Annotated in this window: 14 protein-coding genes; 1 reads left to right on the top strand and 13 read right to left on the bottom strand. The window is 68.1% G+C overall.

What is annotated here, in order from left to right:
* Window positions 1–88 precede the first annotated feature (88 nt).
* From ACOKM3_RS03515 to ACOKM3_RS03460, 12 genes are all read right to left on the bottom strand, one after another.
* Window positions 89–478: a toxin-antitoxin system YwqK family antitoxin gene (locus tag ACOKM3_RS03515; protein ID WP_426896762.1), complete on the bottom strand. Its 390-nt coding sequence runs from the start codon at window positions 476–478 to the stop codon at window positions 89–91.
* Window positions 479–559: 81 nt separating this feature from the next.
* On the bottom strand, window positions 560–832 hold the full coding sequence (locus tag ACOKM3_RS03510) for a DUF6406 domain-containing protein (RefSeq protein WP_426896760.1): 273 nt from the start codon (window positions 830–832) through the stop codon (window positions 560–562).
* Window positions 833–851: 19 nt separating this feature from the next.
* On the bottom strand, window positions 852–995 hold the full coding sequence (locus ACOKM3_RS03505; protein ID WP_327665322.1) for a hypothetical protein: 144 nt from the start codon (window positions 993–995) through the stop codon (window positions 852–854).
* A gap of 187 nt (window positions 996–1182) precedes the next feature.
* Window positions 1183–1464, bottom strand: coding sequence for a DUF6406 domain-containing protein (locus ACOKM3_RS03500; RefSeq protein ID WP_426896758.1), 282 nt, complete (start codon window positions 1462–1464; stop codon window positions 1183–1185).
* Window positions 1461–7994, bottom strand: a complete 6534-nt coding sequence (locus tag ACOKM3_RS03495) for a toxin glutamine deamidase domain-containing protein (protein ID WP_426906692.1) — start codon at window positions 7992–7994, stop codon at window positions 1461–1463. Before ACOKM3_RS03495 ends, ACOKM3_RS03500 begins: the two co-directional genes overlap by 4 nt.
* A 193-nt stretch (window positions 7995–8187) precedes the next feature.
* Window positions 8188–8499, bottom strand: a complete 312-nt coding sequence (locus ACOKM3_RS03490) for a hypothetical protein (RefSeq protein ID WP_426896756.1) — start codon at window positions 8497–8499, stop codon at window positions 8188–8190.
* 79 nt (window positions 8500–8578) lie between these two features.
* Window positions 8579–9076 carry a hypothetical protein gene (locus tag ACOKM3_RS03485; protein ID WP_426896754.1) on the bottom strand — a complete coding sequence of 166 codons (498 nt, stop codon included), beginning with the start codon at window positions 9074–9076 and terminating at the stop codon, window positions 8579–8581.
* A 96-nt stretch (window positions 9077–9172) separates the two neighbouring features.
* Complete coding sequence (locus ACOKM3_RS03480; RefSeq protein WP_426896752.1) at window positions 9173–9442, bottom strand: hypothetical protein; 270 nt, start codon at window positions 9440–9442, stop codon at window positions 9173–9175.
* Between the two features lie 3 nt (window positions 9443–9445).
* A complete protein-coding gene (locus tag ACOKM3_RS03475; protein ID WP_426896750.1) occupies window positions 9446–9625 on the bottom strand; it encodes a hypothetical protein in 180 nt (59 codons plus the stop codon).
* A 222-nt stretch (window positions 9626–9847) separates the two neighbouring features.
* Complete coding sequence (locus tag ACOKM3_RS03470; protein WP_327665326.1) at window positions 9848–9988, bottom strand: hypothetical protein; 141 nt, start codon at window positions 9986–9988, stop codon at window positions 9848–9850.
* 262 nt (window positions 9989–10250) lie between these two features.
* Window positions 10251–10463, bottom strand: a complete 213-nt coding sequence (locus ACOKM3_RS03465) for a hypothetical protein (protein ID WP_426896747.1) — start codon at window positions 10461–10463, stop codon at window positions 10251–10253.
* Between the two features lie 145 nt (window positions 10464–10608).
* Window positions 10609–10845, bottom strand: coding sequence for a hypothetical protein (locus ACOKM3_RS03460; protein WP_426896746.1), 237 nt, complete (start codon window positions 10843–10845; stop codon window positions 10609–10611).
* A gap of 462 nt (window positions 10846–11307) precedes the next feature.
* Here ACOKM3_RS03460 and ACOKM3_RS03455 point away from each other — a divergent pair, with 462 nt between their 5' ends.
* On the top strand, window positions 11308–12672 hold the full coding sequence (locus tag ACOKM3_RS03455) for a hypothetical protein (protein ID WP_426896744.1): 1365 nt from the start codon (window positions 11308–11310) through the stop codon (window positions 12670–12672).
* 206 nt (window positions 12673–12878) lie between these two features.
* On the opposite strand, the gene ACOKM3_RS03450 is transcribed toward ACOKM3_RS03455, so the two are convergent.
* Entirely contained in the window at window positions 12879–13916 is a 1038-nt protein-coding gene (locus ACOKM3_RS03450; protein WP_426896742.1) for a saccharopine dehydrogenase family protein, read from the bottom strand.
* Window positions 13917–13956: the final 40 nt, after the last annotated feature.

Below are 13956 nucleotides of genomic sequence, written 5' to 3'. Positions count from 1 at the left end.
TGCGTCGTCCCTGCCACCGGGTCCGTCCCGGCTTCAGGAATGAAGTCCAGCCCCGGCGCAAGGGATTCGGTTGGTCCGATCGGAACGATCACTCTTCGGGATTGATGTCGGCTGTTTGGCTGGGGTCCTGTGGCAAGGTTCCGTACTCGTACGTCAGGTTGCCCTCCGCGTCCAAGATTCGGCTGTAGACTTCGACGCCGTTTCTACCGTACAAGGCGTGTTCGGCCAGTTGGCCGTTTCGGTGCCATCTGTGCCACTCGCCGACGTGCAATCCTTGCCTGAGCCTGCCCTCTGCCTTCAAGGCTCCTTTGGACCACCACAGTTGGTATGGGCCACAGGTTATCCCGCCGACATATGTGGCTAGTTCGATCAATTGACCTTCTTGGTTATGCCGTGCGACCTCGCCTGTGAAGGGTTCACCCTCGTAATGCACCAGGGCGTCTTCTTCTTCGTATGTGTCTTCTTTGGCGACGCGCATGGCCGGCAGCCTACTGCGGGAGCTAAGCCTTGGATGCCTGAAACAGGCATCTGTGTGCGAGAGCAAGGCTCGGGGGCTCCGTCATGCGGGGGCGTTCGTGACGCGGTGCAGGACGACGAGCCAGTCGTCCTCGCTCGGCCAACCGGTCAGCTCGGCGAGCTGCCATGTCTCGTCGCCCACGGGGAATGTTTCGCCGACACCGAGGGCGGGGTACTGCTCCTCGCCATCAACGGAGATACTGAGCTTGACTTTGATGGATCGGTCGGAGTCCCGATAGATGTCCATCACTGAGAAGTCGGCCTTCTCTCTGCTTACTTGAATCCCGCGCCAGAGCCCGATTTTATCGACGCTCACTCTCGCCCTCCCTAGTGAACTACTGACGCTGCCAGCCGCTCTCCAGGAGGTGATGGATTCCGCTGGTGACGTCAGCGTGCCCTGGGCCTTCCTCGGCCCAGGTGGACCAGTAGATCGAGATGTCGAAAATCAGCAGGCCGGGGTCGCGGTACGAGATCTCCAAGGACAGGGGAACGCAGAGTCATGTGACAGCGTGAACATCGCGCCGAGAGTGAGCTCGGCCAATTCAAGATGACGAACGTCGGTCGCGTCAGTCTCCCGGATGAGGCGAACGCAACTCCCGGGGAAATCCAGCATGGTGGGGCCGGCCGCACTTCCTGTGCGGCCGACCTGGCTGGACGGTGGAGGATTCACGCGGGTGGGGTGCTCGTTACGCGGCGCAGGACGACGAGCCAGTCGTCCTCACTTGGCCAACCGGTCAACTCGGCGAGCTTCCAGGTATCGTCGCCCACAGGGAAGGTATCTCCGAGTTGAAGAGTGTGGTCCTGCCTCCCCGTCCCTCCGCCGACAACGACGCCGAGTTTGACCTTCACGGATTGGTCGGTGTCTCTATAGATATCCCGTACTGAGCACCGGGCGTTCCCCATGTCTTGTTGAATTCCATGCCAGAGGCCAATTTTATCCAAACTCACTTTTCGTCCTCCAGTGTCGTGTATCTGGTGGTGCAGTACTTCTTGAACTCCTTGACGGTTAGAGGTTGTGGATCCCCGTCGTTGTGTGGATCGCGCAACTGAATCAAGGCCCTGTCATCGACTGAAACGATCTCGTAGGCGTGCGAACTGCGCAGCCCCTTCTCCATTTCGCTCTCTGCTTCGGTGCCCTGAGAGCGGGTGCCGATGATGATCGGCCTGCCGCTTTCGATGAGTTCCCGCAGGTGGGTGAGGAGTTGTTTGTCCGGGCTACGGCCATGCATGTCGTACTGTGTGGGAATTTCGTGGTTCTCCGACGTTTGCCCAGTGAGCTGGGTGAGCAGCTCGGCGCGTTCGCCCGACGAGGAGCCCTGAGTAATGCGGGAGTAGCCGGAGAGTAGGTTGCCATCGAAGTCCTTGTTGCGGGGAAACTGCGCCTCATGGTCGCGCTTCTCCTCGCTCCAGAACTGGTCCAGTCCGGCAATGGCCTTCTCCATGATCGCCGGCCAGGCTACGCCCACCGTGTGGGCGTTGGCGTAGGGAGTGTGCTTCGGGAGTTCGCTGTGTACGGGAAGTTCGGGAGTGACCCGGACCGTCAAGATGCGCCCCGTCGGAGCATGGTGGCCATGGTCGTTGCGTGCGGCTTCGTGGAAGCGGACCTCGTAGTTGCCGTCTTCCGTCTCGTGGATCAGGTCCTGGATGCGCTCCGGGTACCTGCTTGCGACGGCGCCCATGACAGCGATGATGCCGCAGTCGCCGATGGCGCCCTGCTGGGTCTGCTCACGTGACGGAGGCCCGTCGAACAGCGGCATCCGTGTCCCGTCATCACGATCCAGTGGAGTGCCATACCGGTCGGGCTGGAAGTCCGGCAGTTTCTGGTGGTTGCCGAAGCGCGGCTGGTCCACCTCAGTGGTGAGCTCAGTGGGCTCGCCACGTCCTGACGGGAAGATGTGTTCCAGGGCTTGTTTGAACAGGCCCGACTTCTTGGGCTGTCCGTCTGAGGCAGGCGAACTCGCGCGAGGCTCGTCGGCAGGCGGGTTTGCAGTGTTGGTGTGCTCGCCTGTGCGCCCGCTGTCGCCCAGGTTGTCGGTGGGCGTGCCCGCGGGGTCGGCGGCGGGACGGCGGGAGGTGCCGGCCGGGTCGGCCGGTGGGCGGCGATCTGTGCCGGCCGGGGACGCCGGGGGTGTGCGGTGGGGGTGGTTCTGGTCAGACAGGGTTTGGACGAGGTCTTCGACGAAGTCCAGGTGGTGCTGAATTTCCTCGTCCATGAGCTGGCGGTTCGGCGTCTTGAAGCCCTCGGTGCGCTTCTTGGCCTCCGCCTCGGACAGGCCCTCGGTGCGGCGGAGTTCGGCGCGTCGCTGGTCGAGGAGGGTCTGGCGTTGCGGGTCGGTGCGGTATGTCGTGCTGTAGTGGACGGGGACGCCGTGCATCGCCGTCGAGTTGCGGATCGTGTCGGAGCAGTCCGCGTGGCCGGAGTTGCCCGCGCGTAGGCCGCAGGGCTCCCGCTCCGTGTAGAGGCCGGCGACTCGGTACGGGGGCAGGCCCTCGGCGGCCCGGTCGTTGTTGCGCAGCCGGAGCGACTCCAGGATGTGCGTCTCCGAGTGCCGGGGACGTACGGCGTCCGAGGCGGCCGGGACCGAGGAGTCGATGATGTAGTGGCTCTCGCCGTGCTCGTCGACGACCTCCACGACCGCGTAGTTCTTGTCGGAGAAGTCCGGGGAGTTGCGCTCGGTCGCGTCCAGCAGGTCCCGCATGTCCGGCGGGATGTCGTCCTTCGGGCGGGCCGAGGCCTCCCGGCGGGAGGAGGCGATGGACTCGTGGTGGTCGTGCGCCGGGTCGGGCTGCTTGTTCTTCTTCGGTGGAGCGTCGGCGTACGGGTCGTTGTTGCGTGAGGGCTCCGGGCTCGCGTCCACCGCGTTGTTCGCGTGGAATGAGTGGCTCATCCGGCCGAGCGTCGCGAGCGCCGCGTAGCGGTCACCATCGTTCATGTTCGACCACGCCGGGTCGAGGTGACGGCGCAGGTCGCTGTCGGTGAAGTTCGTATAGGGCATCGAGACGTTGTCCCGGTGCGCCCGCAGTATCTCCTTGTGCGCCCGCCTCGCCTCCGACACGGCGTTCTTGGCGTCGGCCAGGCGCTGTTGGGCGGCCGCCCGGTCCTCCGGGGCCGCCTTCTTCAGCGCCCGCTTGGCGGCGGCGGACTCGCTCTTGGCGTCGTCGATCGCATGCTTCGCATCGCGGACCTGTCGCGCGGCCTCTACGTGATCCTGTCGGCGGGACAGGGACTCCTGGAGGAGCTCGCGCAAGGGGGAGGAGGGCGGATCTCCGTGGGGTGCGGCCCAGGCGCGCATTTGGTCGTGGACCGGGTCCAGCGCGATCCGGTGGACGTTGCGCTCCCGCCGGAGTTGTTGCTGTGAGCCGTCCGGAGGGAGGTTCGCGTGCTGTTGGTTCGCGGTCTCCGCGCTGGGGAGGCTCTGGTTGCGATGGGCACGGGTTGCGTCCGCGCTGCGTTGGGGGTCGGTCGGGCCTGTGGGCCGGCTCGTCCGTCCGGCCGGGCTGTGCGGCGCAGCTGCGGTCTGGCTCTGGCTCTGGCTCTGTGCGGTGGGCGGGTTGGCCGGGTCGATGGGGCGGCGGCTCGCGTCCAGGGGGATGGCGAAGACGCCGTTGTTGCCGTTGTGGAGCGGGGTGGTACTGCTCTGGCCGGTCTGCTGGTCGGCGTAGACGATCTGGCCGTTGTGGTTGACCACGTTCCAGGCGTGGGCGCGGCCGTCGTCGTTCTGCGTGATGATCACGGCCTGTGCGCCGTGGCCCTCGTTGAGGAGGGTGGACTCCAGGTTGTCGTACGCGTCGCGGCCGTCGCCAAAGTCGCTGAACTGGGCGCCCAGCGTGTTCTCGATGCGGTCGCGGCCGCCCGGCTCGGGGGTGTCGGCGGGGGTGCCGTCCTCGTTCGGGCTGCGGCGGGCGGCGACCGTGGGGTTGCCCGCGTAGGAATCGACGAACGCCAGTGCTCCGTCGGGGCAGTTGACGTCGCGGCCGGACTCGTCGGAGTTCTGGCCACGGATGTCGTTGAGCCACGTGCCGTCGCGGGGGTCGGGGGCGTGCTGGAACGAGCCGTCCTCGTTGCGGGGGAAGCGTTCCTGCTGTGCGCGGTTGTCGGCGTCGGTGGGGTCGTCGTAGCCGTCCGGCGGGCCGGAGGGACGGGTTTCGGTGGCGGGGAGGATCGGGTCGGGTTCCCGGGAGTCCGGGGGCGGGGAGTCCTGGTGCTCCGACTCGGGCTGTCGGGTGTCGTCCTGCCTGTCCTGCGTGTCCTGCCTGTCCTGGGCGTCCTGGTCCCTGGTGTCCGCGTCGTTGTCGTCGGCGGGTGTTGGACCGTCCGCGGTTGGTACGGTGCCCGACTGGGCGTTGGACGTCGGCTGGTTTGTGGTCGAGTCGGTGCTGGGTGTGGTGTTGTCGGCGGGCGGGGCCAGGAAGTACGGAGTGATCGGGTTCCGGTCCGCGTCCAGGGGTGTGTAGAAGACTTCCTTGGCGCCCAGGTGGATCGGGTTCTCGCTGACGACGCCCGTCTGCGGGTCCACGAACAGGACTTGGCCGTTGTGGTTGACCGCGGCGAACGCGTGGCCGCCACCGCCGGGCCAGTTGACGGCGATCATGGCCGCCGAGCCGTGCCCGGCCTGCGTCAGTTCGTGGGAGATGCGCGCGTACGGGCTGGGGTGGTCATCACCCGCGTACGTGCTGGGGGCGCCGGCCCAACGTTCCTGGTTCTCGACCGAGTCGCGCTCCGCCGAGAACCTGTTCAGGCTGCCGTCCGGGTTGCGGTCCAGGGTGCGCGGGGCGGACACAGTCGGACGGCCGAACCAGGTCTCGAGGAACGAACGGGTGCAGTCCGCGCAGTTGTTGGACCTGCCGGGTACACCCGGGCCGCCGTCGTTCTGGAGTGCCGCCCAGTTCCCTTGTCGCGGGTCCGCGAACACCTGCGGGGTGCCGTCGGGGTTCCTCGGGTGGGCGTTCTCCAGGTCCTGCTGGTGGACGGGCTCGGGTGTGGTGAGGCCCTCGTGCGGGATGTTCAGGTCGTTGCGGATGTCCGAGAGGTTGTCCGCCTGGGGTGGGGAGGGAGGCGCGGTGGGGTGCTGGGGCGTGCTTGTGCTGTCGTCGGCCGTGGGCTGGTGTGCGGCGTGCGTCGGGTCGGGTGTGTGACCGGGTGTCTGGTCGGTGTCGGCCGGCTGCTGGTGGTCCGGCTGTTGGTTGTTCGGTGGGGTGGCCGCGGGCTCGGCGGGGGACCGGTGGTCGGTCGGGCGGTCCGTCCGGCGGTTCGACGGCTGTTCGCCGCGAGGTTGCGTGGTCGGGCGGGTGGGCCTCTCGGTGCGCGGGCGCTCCTCGCGCGGCGGCGTCGTGGGACGCGGCCGGTCGGTGTCCCGCGGCGTGGTGGGACGGGTGGTGGCCTGTTCCGTGTGCGGCGTGGTCGTGCCGGGCGTCGTGGAGCGCGGTGCCGTCCTGGGGCCGTCGGTCGTCGACGGGGTCTGCGTAGGGATGGAGCCGGCCGTCGGCGGGGGCATGGCCCCGGCAGGCGTCGCCGAGGGTGCCGTGGATGGCGGGGCCGTCTGCTGCGGGGTGGCCGTGTCGGCGGGGGCCGGGGGCGTCGCCGTGGCGGCGCCGCCCATGAGGGTGATGTCGTCGTTGTCAGGGGTGTTCGGGGTCTGCGACGACGGTGTCGGAGTGTGGCCCTGGCCAGGGCTCGCGTGCGCGGTGGGGGCGTTGCCGGGCATGGCACCGCTAGGCATCGCGCCACGGCCGGTGCCCTGGTTCTGGTTGTCGTCGCTGTTGCCGTCGGAGGAGGCGCCCGGTGTGGGACTTTCGGCTGCGGCGGGCATGGTGGTGACCGAGTCGCGGTCGACCTGCTGTGCGCCCGGGGCGGGGCTGGAGTTGTCGGGGGCCGGGGCCGGGGCCGGGGCCGGGGCCGGGGTCGGGGCCGGCTCCGGCGTGGGCTCGTTGCCCCGCTGGTCCGGGATCGACTGTTCCGGGATCGACGCGCCCTGGCCGGGCGCGGACGGATCGTTGCCGGGCCCCGGGCTCGGCGGGTTCTCCGGTGAGCCCTCCGGTCGGGCGGAATCGGGCGTGGACGTGTTGGGCGTGGAGGTCTCGGGCGTGGACGTATCAGGGACCGGGGTCGGGCCACCCTCGATGTTCGACCCCGTCGTGCCGGGCGAAGTGGACGTGTCCGGGGAGGAGTTGGCCGTGGACGGGTCGGCGGACGGCGCGTCGGGCGTGGACGCGCTGGGCGTCGAGGAGTCCGGGGTGGTCGAGCCGGGCGTCGACGTGTCAGGGGTCGACGTGTCGGGTGTCGGCGAGTCGGTGCCCGTAGGCGTGCTGATGCTGTCGCGGTACGCCTGTGTGCCTACGTCGAAGGGGCTGGGCGCGTCGGAGCCCTGGCTCGGCGCGGGCCCGGACGACGACGGGGACGACGGGGACGAAGGGTCAGAAGAGTCCGGGCGGCCGCCGGCCGGCGAACTCGAGGGATCCGACGGCGAATCCGACGACGGCGTCTGGCTGCCGATGTCCGGAGCCGTGCGCCCCGACTCGTTGCCGCTCGGTGCAGGGGAGTTGCTCGGCGAAGGACCCTCACCCGACGGCGAGCCGGGCGAGCTGGGGGAGTTGCTCGGCGAACTCGGTGCACTCGGCGAACTGGGCCCACTCGACGGCGAGTTGTCGTTCGAGGGTGAGCCCGGAGAGCTGGGTGAGCCGGAAGAGCTGGGAGAGCTGGGTGAGTTGTCGCTGCCGGCTCCCGACGCACTCGCGTCGGCGTCGTTCCCGCCACCGGTCAGCCCGCCACGCGCACCGTGCCCGGCCCGCGACCCGGCGCCGTCCCGCAGGGACTCGCCGAAGGTGGAACCGGAGTTCTTCAGGGCGTCCTTGCCCTCTTCGTAACCCGTCTTGGCGGTGCGGCCCAGGTCGTAGCCCGACTGCTTGCCGAAGTTCTGCTCGACGGTCTGGGCGACCACGTCGGAGACCATCGCTTCGAGGGCGGAGACGAAGGGTTCCTTGGCGGTCTCCAGCACCGCTTGCAGGATCTGCTGGGCTATCTCTTTGAGGAGTTTGCGCAGGATCATCCGCGTGGCGGCGGCCGCGCCCATCGCGCCGATCTCGGACAGGCCCAGGGTGAAGGGGGCGGCGGCCTGGGCCGCGGCGATCTCGACCGCCAGGATGACCAACTGGGCGATCACCGCGATCTTCAGCCCGATGATGAGCATCGCCGCGGCGTCCATGCAGACGGCGATCAACTCGGCGCCCTGGCGGGCGTCGTCGAAGTAGCCCGAGCCGCCGGCGAACTTCTCCCAGGTCTTGTTGAAGCCGTCGATGGAGTCCCCGGCGTTCTCGCCGAGAACGTTGCCCGCGGCGGTCATGCCGCGGACCTGAAGGGCTTCCACGTCGATGGCGAACTGGCGCCACGTGGCGGCGCACTCCATCATCTTGTCTTCGTCGCCCGTGGGCCACTCGAAGCCGCACATCTCGAGCAGCCACTCAAGCCCGTTCGGCAGCATCAAAGCCACGACGAGACCCCCGTTGTCGTCATGTATGTCGTGTTGTTGTCCGGCCCCGCGGACCGGCCGACTCCACTCGCCTGACTGCTGCCGGAGTCATGCCCATGCGCATGCCCACGCCAGAGCCTACCCAACGGCCCCAAAGTACCCTCAACTCGCCTGCGTCACCCGGCTGTTGAAGGTGGCGCGCACCCTAGCTGTCGGCCCGCCGCAGGCTGCGGTACAGCTCGATCGCCGAGTCCGGCGGGAAGTTGGGCACATAGGTGATGGCCCCGTCGTCCTTCGCGATCACCATGTGGCTGCCGCCCAACGGCGCCTGAGTGCCGGGCGGCGGCGGGGGCATGACGGCGTGGATGAGGAAGCCGGTGTCGAACTCCACCACGTGCAGCGGTGCCGGGTTTCCTGCCGTGTCGAGCACTTCGAACCGCGACCGCGCGGCGGCGAGCGCCTCGTCGGCGGTGGTGGGGACGGGCTGGACCGGTTCCGGCGCGCCGGGCTGTGACACGGACGTGCTCCTGTCGCTGATGGGGCGGTCTTGTGGGCGGTTGCGTGTACGGGCCGAACGGCCGTCCGTACGGCCCGTGTCACGTGCTCGAGGAACCCGCAGGGCCCGAAGGGCCCAGGGACTTGAACGACCGGATGTCGCCTCCGAACTGGTTCTCCGGCGTCTGCTCCTTGACCAGCGCCTCGTTGAACTCCTCGTTCTCCTCGTGGTTCTTGGCCATCCGTTCCAGCGCTTTGCCGATCTCGTTGAGCTTCGTGGCCAGGTGATCCATCGAGTCGGTCATGCCGTCGCGCAGGCCTTCGTAGACCACGCCGAACTTCTCGCCGAGCTCGTCGTCACCCCAGGGCGGGGTGCCCTGCTTGTCGGCGAAGGAGGTCATGCCCTTCCAGGCGTCCTCGACGAAACCCCCGACGGACATGTCCTTGGGGGGCTGGCCCCCGCCGCCTCCGCCGTCCCCCTGCGCGGCGAGGCCGCTGCGCAACCTGTTGGTCGCCTGATAGAAGTCCCTGCCGATCTCGGAGAAACTCTTCCCCTCGGTCCGCAGTGTCTCCGGACTGCTCCTGAATCCGTCGCCCATGACGGTTCCTCCCCCGTGCCCAACCGACGCCGCCAAGCGGCCGGTTCAGGTCCGTTTCATGTCAGTGACAGCGTACCCGTGGCCACAGACATCCCCTCAACCCCTGTGTCCACGACCCCGCTTCTTCGACCCCGTGAACAGATCCGTCGAGGGGCCGTCCTCCTCGGCGCGCTCCTTGCGCTCCTCCTGGGCCCGCTTGTGCTCCCACTGCTCGCGCTTCTCGCGCTCGGCCTCGCGGTCCTCCATGGTCTGCGACTCCGCGGCCCGGCGGATCTCGGTCATCCGGTCGCCGAGCGCATCCATGTCGCGCTGGTCCTTGATGGCGTCGGTCATGCCCATACGTCCCGACAGGATGCCCTTGGCCATCTCCTAGAGGGGGCCGCCCGCACTGGGGTTGTCGGCCAGCGTGCGCAGCGCGTTGTGGAGGCTGCGGGCCTGCTCCGGATCCTGCGCGACGTCCATCAGCTCCGAGTTGTCGATCTCCCGATCGTCCCGCCCCGGTCCCGGTCCGGAACCCGAACCCGGCTCATTTCCCGGCCTGTTGGTCATGAGAAACCCCCTTCGGGCCCACAGGGACCTCCGCACGCACCGAACGCGGGTTTCGCATTCGCCACGGCCTGTTGCAGCGGTCGACGAGCCAATCCAGTGTCCCGTCCGAGGCGTCAAACGGGCCGTGTACGCGCCCCGTTCGCCGTGTCGCTCCACGCCGCATCGCGGCACCGTAAGATCGCCCGCCCCGGTCGAACGGCCCCCGGACGGCAGCACCGCGCGTCAGTGCGGGTTGTCGGGAATGTGTGTCCGCCACTCCTCCTCGTCCTCGGTCTCCGAGAAGTCGGCCAGTACTGCCCAAAGGCCTGACCCCTCTCCTCCGTTGATGAAGAGGCAGTACTCGTCGTCCTGCCATTCCTTCATGGGGCGCGCTCCATCCTCGGCTCGCTCATCCAGTCTCGGTGAGGGCCTGTCCGCCCATCATGCCCGGGCGGGCCGGCAGCTGTGATCGATTTCTGCGGAGGTCGGGCCGTCACTGTGCACCACGACAGGTGTCGGGGAGGGTGCTCACCGCCAGACATGAAGTATCGATGGCCGGACCGCTGAGTGAGCCCGCTGCGCCTGCTGATGCATTGTGGGACAGCCTTTAATGCTTGTCTCGTTTCCCCCGCGCATCCCTGCAATGTCATTTCGGTTGGCTTCTCCGAATGTTGCCGACGAAGAGATTTCCCGCTCCGAAGATGCACAGCGTCAGTACGAGGAGCACCCAACCTCCTGAGTTGCCCGAGACGATGAGGAACACGGACAGAAATATGCCCGCTGCCGCGAAGACGGTGGCGAAGAGCATCCATCGTTTCACGGCCGCACGCTGCTCGACCGACCATTCGACATTGGGCATTGTGGCAACCTTTCCGCATGGAGGAGCTGGCGATCCCCCGTCTATTGGCGGGTTCTTAGCTGCCGCTTACTGCGTTCGAAGCGACCTGCCGCCCCGCGCTCCAAATGTAGAAACCTGGAAGTGCGGCAGGGAGGGGTTGGCTTCTTCAGTCTCCTCCGGCAGCCGAGGAATCAGAAGCTCTTCTTCTTTTGCGAGAAATCCACAACACCAGGTACGCGACCAGGGCGATCGTGAAGAGTGTGGAAGCGCCGATTCGCACGGCAGGCCACAGAGAAATCGACGGATTCCATACTGCATCTGCCAAGTTGAGTAGCGCGGCCAGCACGAAGGACAGGCCGAGAGATTTCTTGGCGCGGGCTTCGGCTGCTCCGGAGGTTCCCATCGGACCCCTCACTCTGTGACCTATGCGTATGGGTAGTAGCACGTCTTCCCGTTGCGGGTCATGGGGTTCAGGGTGCCCTTCGGTTCGCGGACAAACCCTGTGTGCGAACCGGTAGTTGCCTCGGTGTCAGGCAAGGCGCAGGCATTCGCCGGTGCCGGTGCCGGCGTCTCGGCACATGTCGATGTCGGCTTGCAGGGAGGCAAGTTGGTGTCGGCGGGGACGTGGTTGCCGCGCTGGGCGTGGGCGGCAAGCTGGGCCTGCAGGTGGAGGTCGACCCGGGCAAGGTCATAGGCGCTGTGGGCGATGGAGTGGGTGCGGTCAAGGTCTGGGGCGGGATGCGCGGGCAATCGGCCTTGACTGACTCCGGGACCAACCGTCGGGGGCCTGTAACGCGGTTCCGCACGATCATTGTGGGACAGCTCTTCGTCCAGGCCCGATCGAAAGCGGAGGTCTTTGCTCGATATGCCAGAAGTCCCTACCGATGTCGTGGCGCTGCTCCACGCGGACATGGCTGAGGTTCTGCAAGCTGCGTCCGCATCCAGGGAGCGACTGCCGCGGCCGGTCCGCTACGCGCTCCAACTGGCACTGGCCGGCGTACGCCCCGCGAACCAGGGCGAGTGGGCAGCCTGGCTGCACCTCTCCGCGACCGCCCAAGGCGACGCGGACTGTGTCGCAGCCATCGAGGGGGCAGACCTCGCACGCCCCTGGGCGGTCGTCTGGCAGCACTGGCGGCCACCCGGCGCGGTGCTGCGCACCGACCCGCTTCCCGGCCACCTCAAGGAGCTGCGCCTCCTGCCCAAGGACTGGGCGGCAGACGGACGCCTCGCGGTGCTCGGTCACGACGGTCACCGCAAGCGTGCCGCCTACTGGGTCTGGGACGTGGAGACGGGCGAACTCCTGGCCGGTCCGCTCAGGGGCGAGGAGCCCGGCCCCGGACGGTCGCAGCCGTGGCCCGTGGCGCGGAGCAACGCCCTGCTGGGGTGGCAGCCGTACGAGCCGAGCAGTCTCAACCGGTCTCTGGTCACCCACCACTTGGCCGTCCCCGGGCGCGGTCTGACCCTCTTCGCGGCACCCGGCGGGGTGTTCGCCGTCCGCTCCGCGGTGGCCGATCCCCTTGGTCCAGCCTGTCGTGCTCCGGAGCGGTCGGCTGCTGCGCATTTCCCCGTGCATGCCGCCTTCACTGACCAGGCGCCCCAGGTGGAGCGGCATCCGGACTACGCGAGTTTCGTCCCCTCCGACTTCCACCGGCTGCGCCCCGAGGTCCTTCCACAGACTTTCGAGCCGCACGCCTCGTACGACACCCTCATCACCACGGGAGTCCCCGCGGCCAGGTTCGGCGATCTCACCCTGCACGCTCCTCAGTGCGTTCAGGACCCTTCAGGTGAGGACGAGTTCCTGATCGTGATCGGGTTTCTGCAGGAGGGCAGACTTGTCGTCGAGGGGGCGACGGGGATCGTCTACCGGATGCCGTCGGAGTTGGACCCGCCGCCTGCCGAGGAGATCGAAGAGCTGGCCCTGGAGCCGTTCCATCCGGACGAAGACCGCGGCGACCCAGGCAGGAGGAGCCCGGACTTCGACCTCCAGGCCCTCTATGGGGACCTCGACGACGAACCGGACCTGGACGAGTACATTGCCTGGATCGCGCCCGACCTCCCGACGTTCCTCGCCATGGCCTCCCGGTACTGCGCCGACTTTGCGCACCTGGGTTCGCTGAACAGCGAAGCCGAGGCCCGCGGGATCATCGACCTCATCGAGTACGAACTCGACGGCATCGCCCGCACTCCCACGGACTCGTGGTGGACGGCCTCACTGCGAGAGCCGATCTGACCCCGTCACGTGAAACGGTCCGGAGCTCCGAGCGACGGTGCCGGTGTGTGGTACTGCGCTTGGTTGCCGCTCGACGGACGTGCAGACGAATGTCGACCGGATGCCAGAGTGCGCGGTATAGACGGCTTCAGGGGGGGGCAACCGATGTATTGACGCGGTCGACGGGCTGCTGCCCGCAGCACAGCCGCTGTTCCCCCGCCTGTCCGCTACCGTCCCAGTTCCACGGTGATGTGCGGAGCCAGCGCCCGAAGGAAGTCGGGGGCGTTGAAGAGCTCGCCGGCGGAGGCGACTCCGACCGTCCTGGTCCGTCCGGTGAGGACGCGGTCGACCGCCTCCACGACCAGGGGCGCGGTGACGGCGTAGATGTCCTGGCCGCGGGCCACGGCGCGCCGTTCCGTGCCGCCCGAGCGGACGACAACGTCGACGACGAACGTCTGGTCGGAGCGGCCGTGTTCGTCGACCGCAGTCGGTGTCGGCGTCTCGGGTGCGGCGATGTCCCGGGCCGCCTCGACGGTCATGTAGGTGCGCACCTCGGGGATGGTCAGATGACTGGGCAGCGTCACGACGTCGGCCATCGTGAACTCCCCGACGACGGCGCGGCGGCCCATCGGCGCGGGGAAGTCCCACTCCAGAGTCGGCGCCGCGTCGTGGCGGTGTTCCAGGCGCCCGCCCGAGTAGCGGACGCGCCGACCGTCCCGTCGCTCCCGGGACACCGCACCCGCGGTGCGCGTCCCGGTCGTGGGGTGCCAGCTGCTCAGCCCGTACGCGACGTGCGCCTCGTCGGCCGATGTCCAGTCGCCCATGGCCGCGGTGGCCAGCAGGTCGCCGAAGCCGCCGAAGAAGGCCATCGCCGGGACGATCACCGCGTGTGCGTCCCGCGCCCGGTCGGGGAAGTGCGTGAAGGTGTCGATGTTCGCCTCGATCTCGGCCGCCACGTCGAGATACGGGACACCGGCCCGCAGCGCCGCCTCGATCACCGGGGCGGACGTCGTGGCGAATGGGCCGGCGCAGTTGATGACCGCCGCACTGCCGGCCAGCGCGCGATCCAGTGATGCCGGGTCGTCGACGGTCGCCGGGCGGACGTCGAGGGCGTCGAACCCGGTCTCGTAGGCCAAAGTCTTCAGCTTGTCGGCGTCGCGGCCGCTCAGCACCGGGCGGAACCCACGCGTCCGCAGCTCCGCCACAACGAACCGCCCGGTGTGCCCGTACGCGCCGAACACCGTAACCGTCTGGCCCGATCCCATGGGTTCTCCTCGTACTCAGTACTCGTCGACGTATTCGAAT

This window comes from Streptomyces nidicola, assembly GCF_050106155.1.
Classification (GTDB): domain Bacteria; phylum Actinomycetota; class Actinomycetes; order Streptomycetales; family Streptomycetaceae; genus Streptomyces.
This window is presented reverse-complemented; position numbering and strand designations above follow the sequence as displayed.

What these genes read in the sequence shown, in the direction of transcription:
- ACOKM3_RS03480 (WP_426896752.1), bottom strand. Translation starts at nt 9,442, where the DNA reads ATGGCCAAGGGCATCCTGTCGGGACGTATGGGCATGACCGACGCCATC.
- ACOKM3_RS03495 (WP_426906692.1), bottom strand. Translation starts at nt 7,994, where the DNA reads ATGCTGCCGAACGGGCTTGAGTGGCTGCTCGAGATGTGCGGCTTCGAG.
- ACOKM3_RS03475 (WP_426896750.1), bottom strand. Translation starts at nt 9,625, where the DNA reads ATGACCAACAGGCCGGGAAATGAGCCGGGTTCGGGTTCCGGACCGGGA.
- ACOKM3_RS03470 (WP_327665326.1), bottom strand. Translation starts at nt 9,988, where the DNA reads ATGAAGGAATGGCAGGACGACGAGTACTGCCTCTTCATCAACGGAGGA.
- ACOKM3_RS03515 (WP_426896762.1), bottom strand. Translation starts at nt 478, where the DNA reads ATGCGCGTCGCCAAAGAAGACACATACGAAGAAGAAGACGCCCTGGTG.
- ACOKM3_RS03455 (WP_426896744.1), top strand. Translation starts at nt 11,308, where the DNA reads ATGCCAGAAGTCCCTACCGATGTCGTGGCGCTGCTCCACGCGGACATG.
- ACOKM3_RS03465 (WP_426896747.1), bottom strand. Translation starts at nt 10,463, where the DNA reads ATGCCCAATGTCGAATGGTCGGTCGAGCAGCGTGCGGCCGTGAAACGA.
- ACOKM3_RS03450 (WP_426896742.1), bottom strand. Translation starts at nt 13,916, where the DNA reads ATGGGATCGGGCCAGACGGTTACGGTGTTCGGCGCGTACGGGCACACC.
- ACOKM3_RS03485 (WP_426896754.1), bottom strand. Translation starts at nt 9,076, where the DNA reads ATGGGCGACGGATTCAGGAGCAGTCCGGAGACACTGCGGACCGAGGGG.
- ACOKM3_RS03460 (WP_426896746.1), bottom strand. Translation starts at nt 10,845, where the DNA reads ATGGGAACCTCCGGAGCAGCCGAAGCCCGCGCCAAGAAATCTCTCGGC.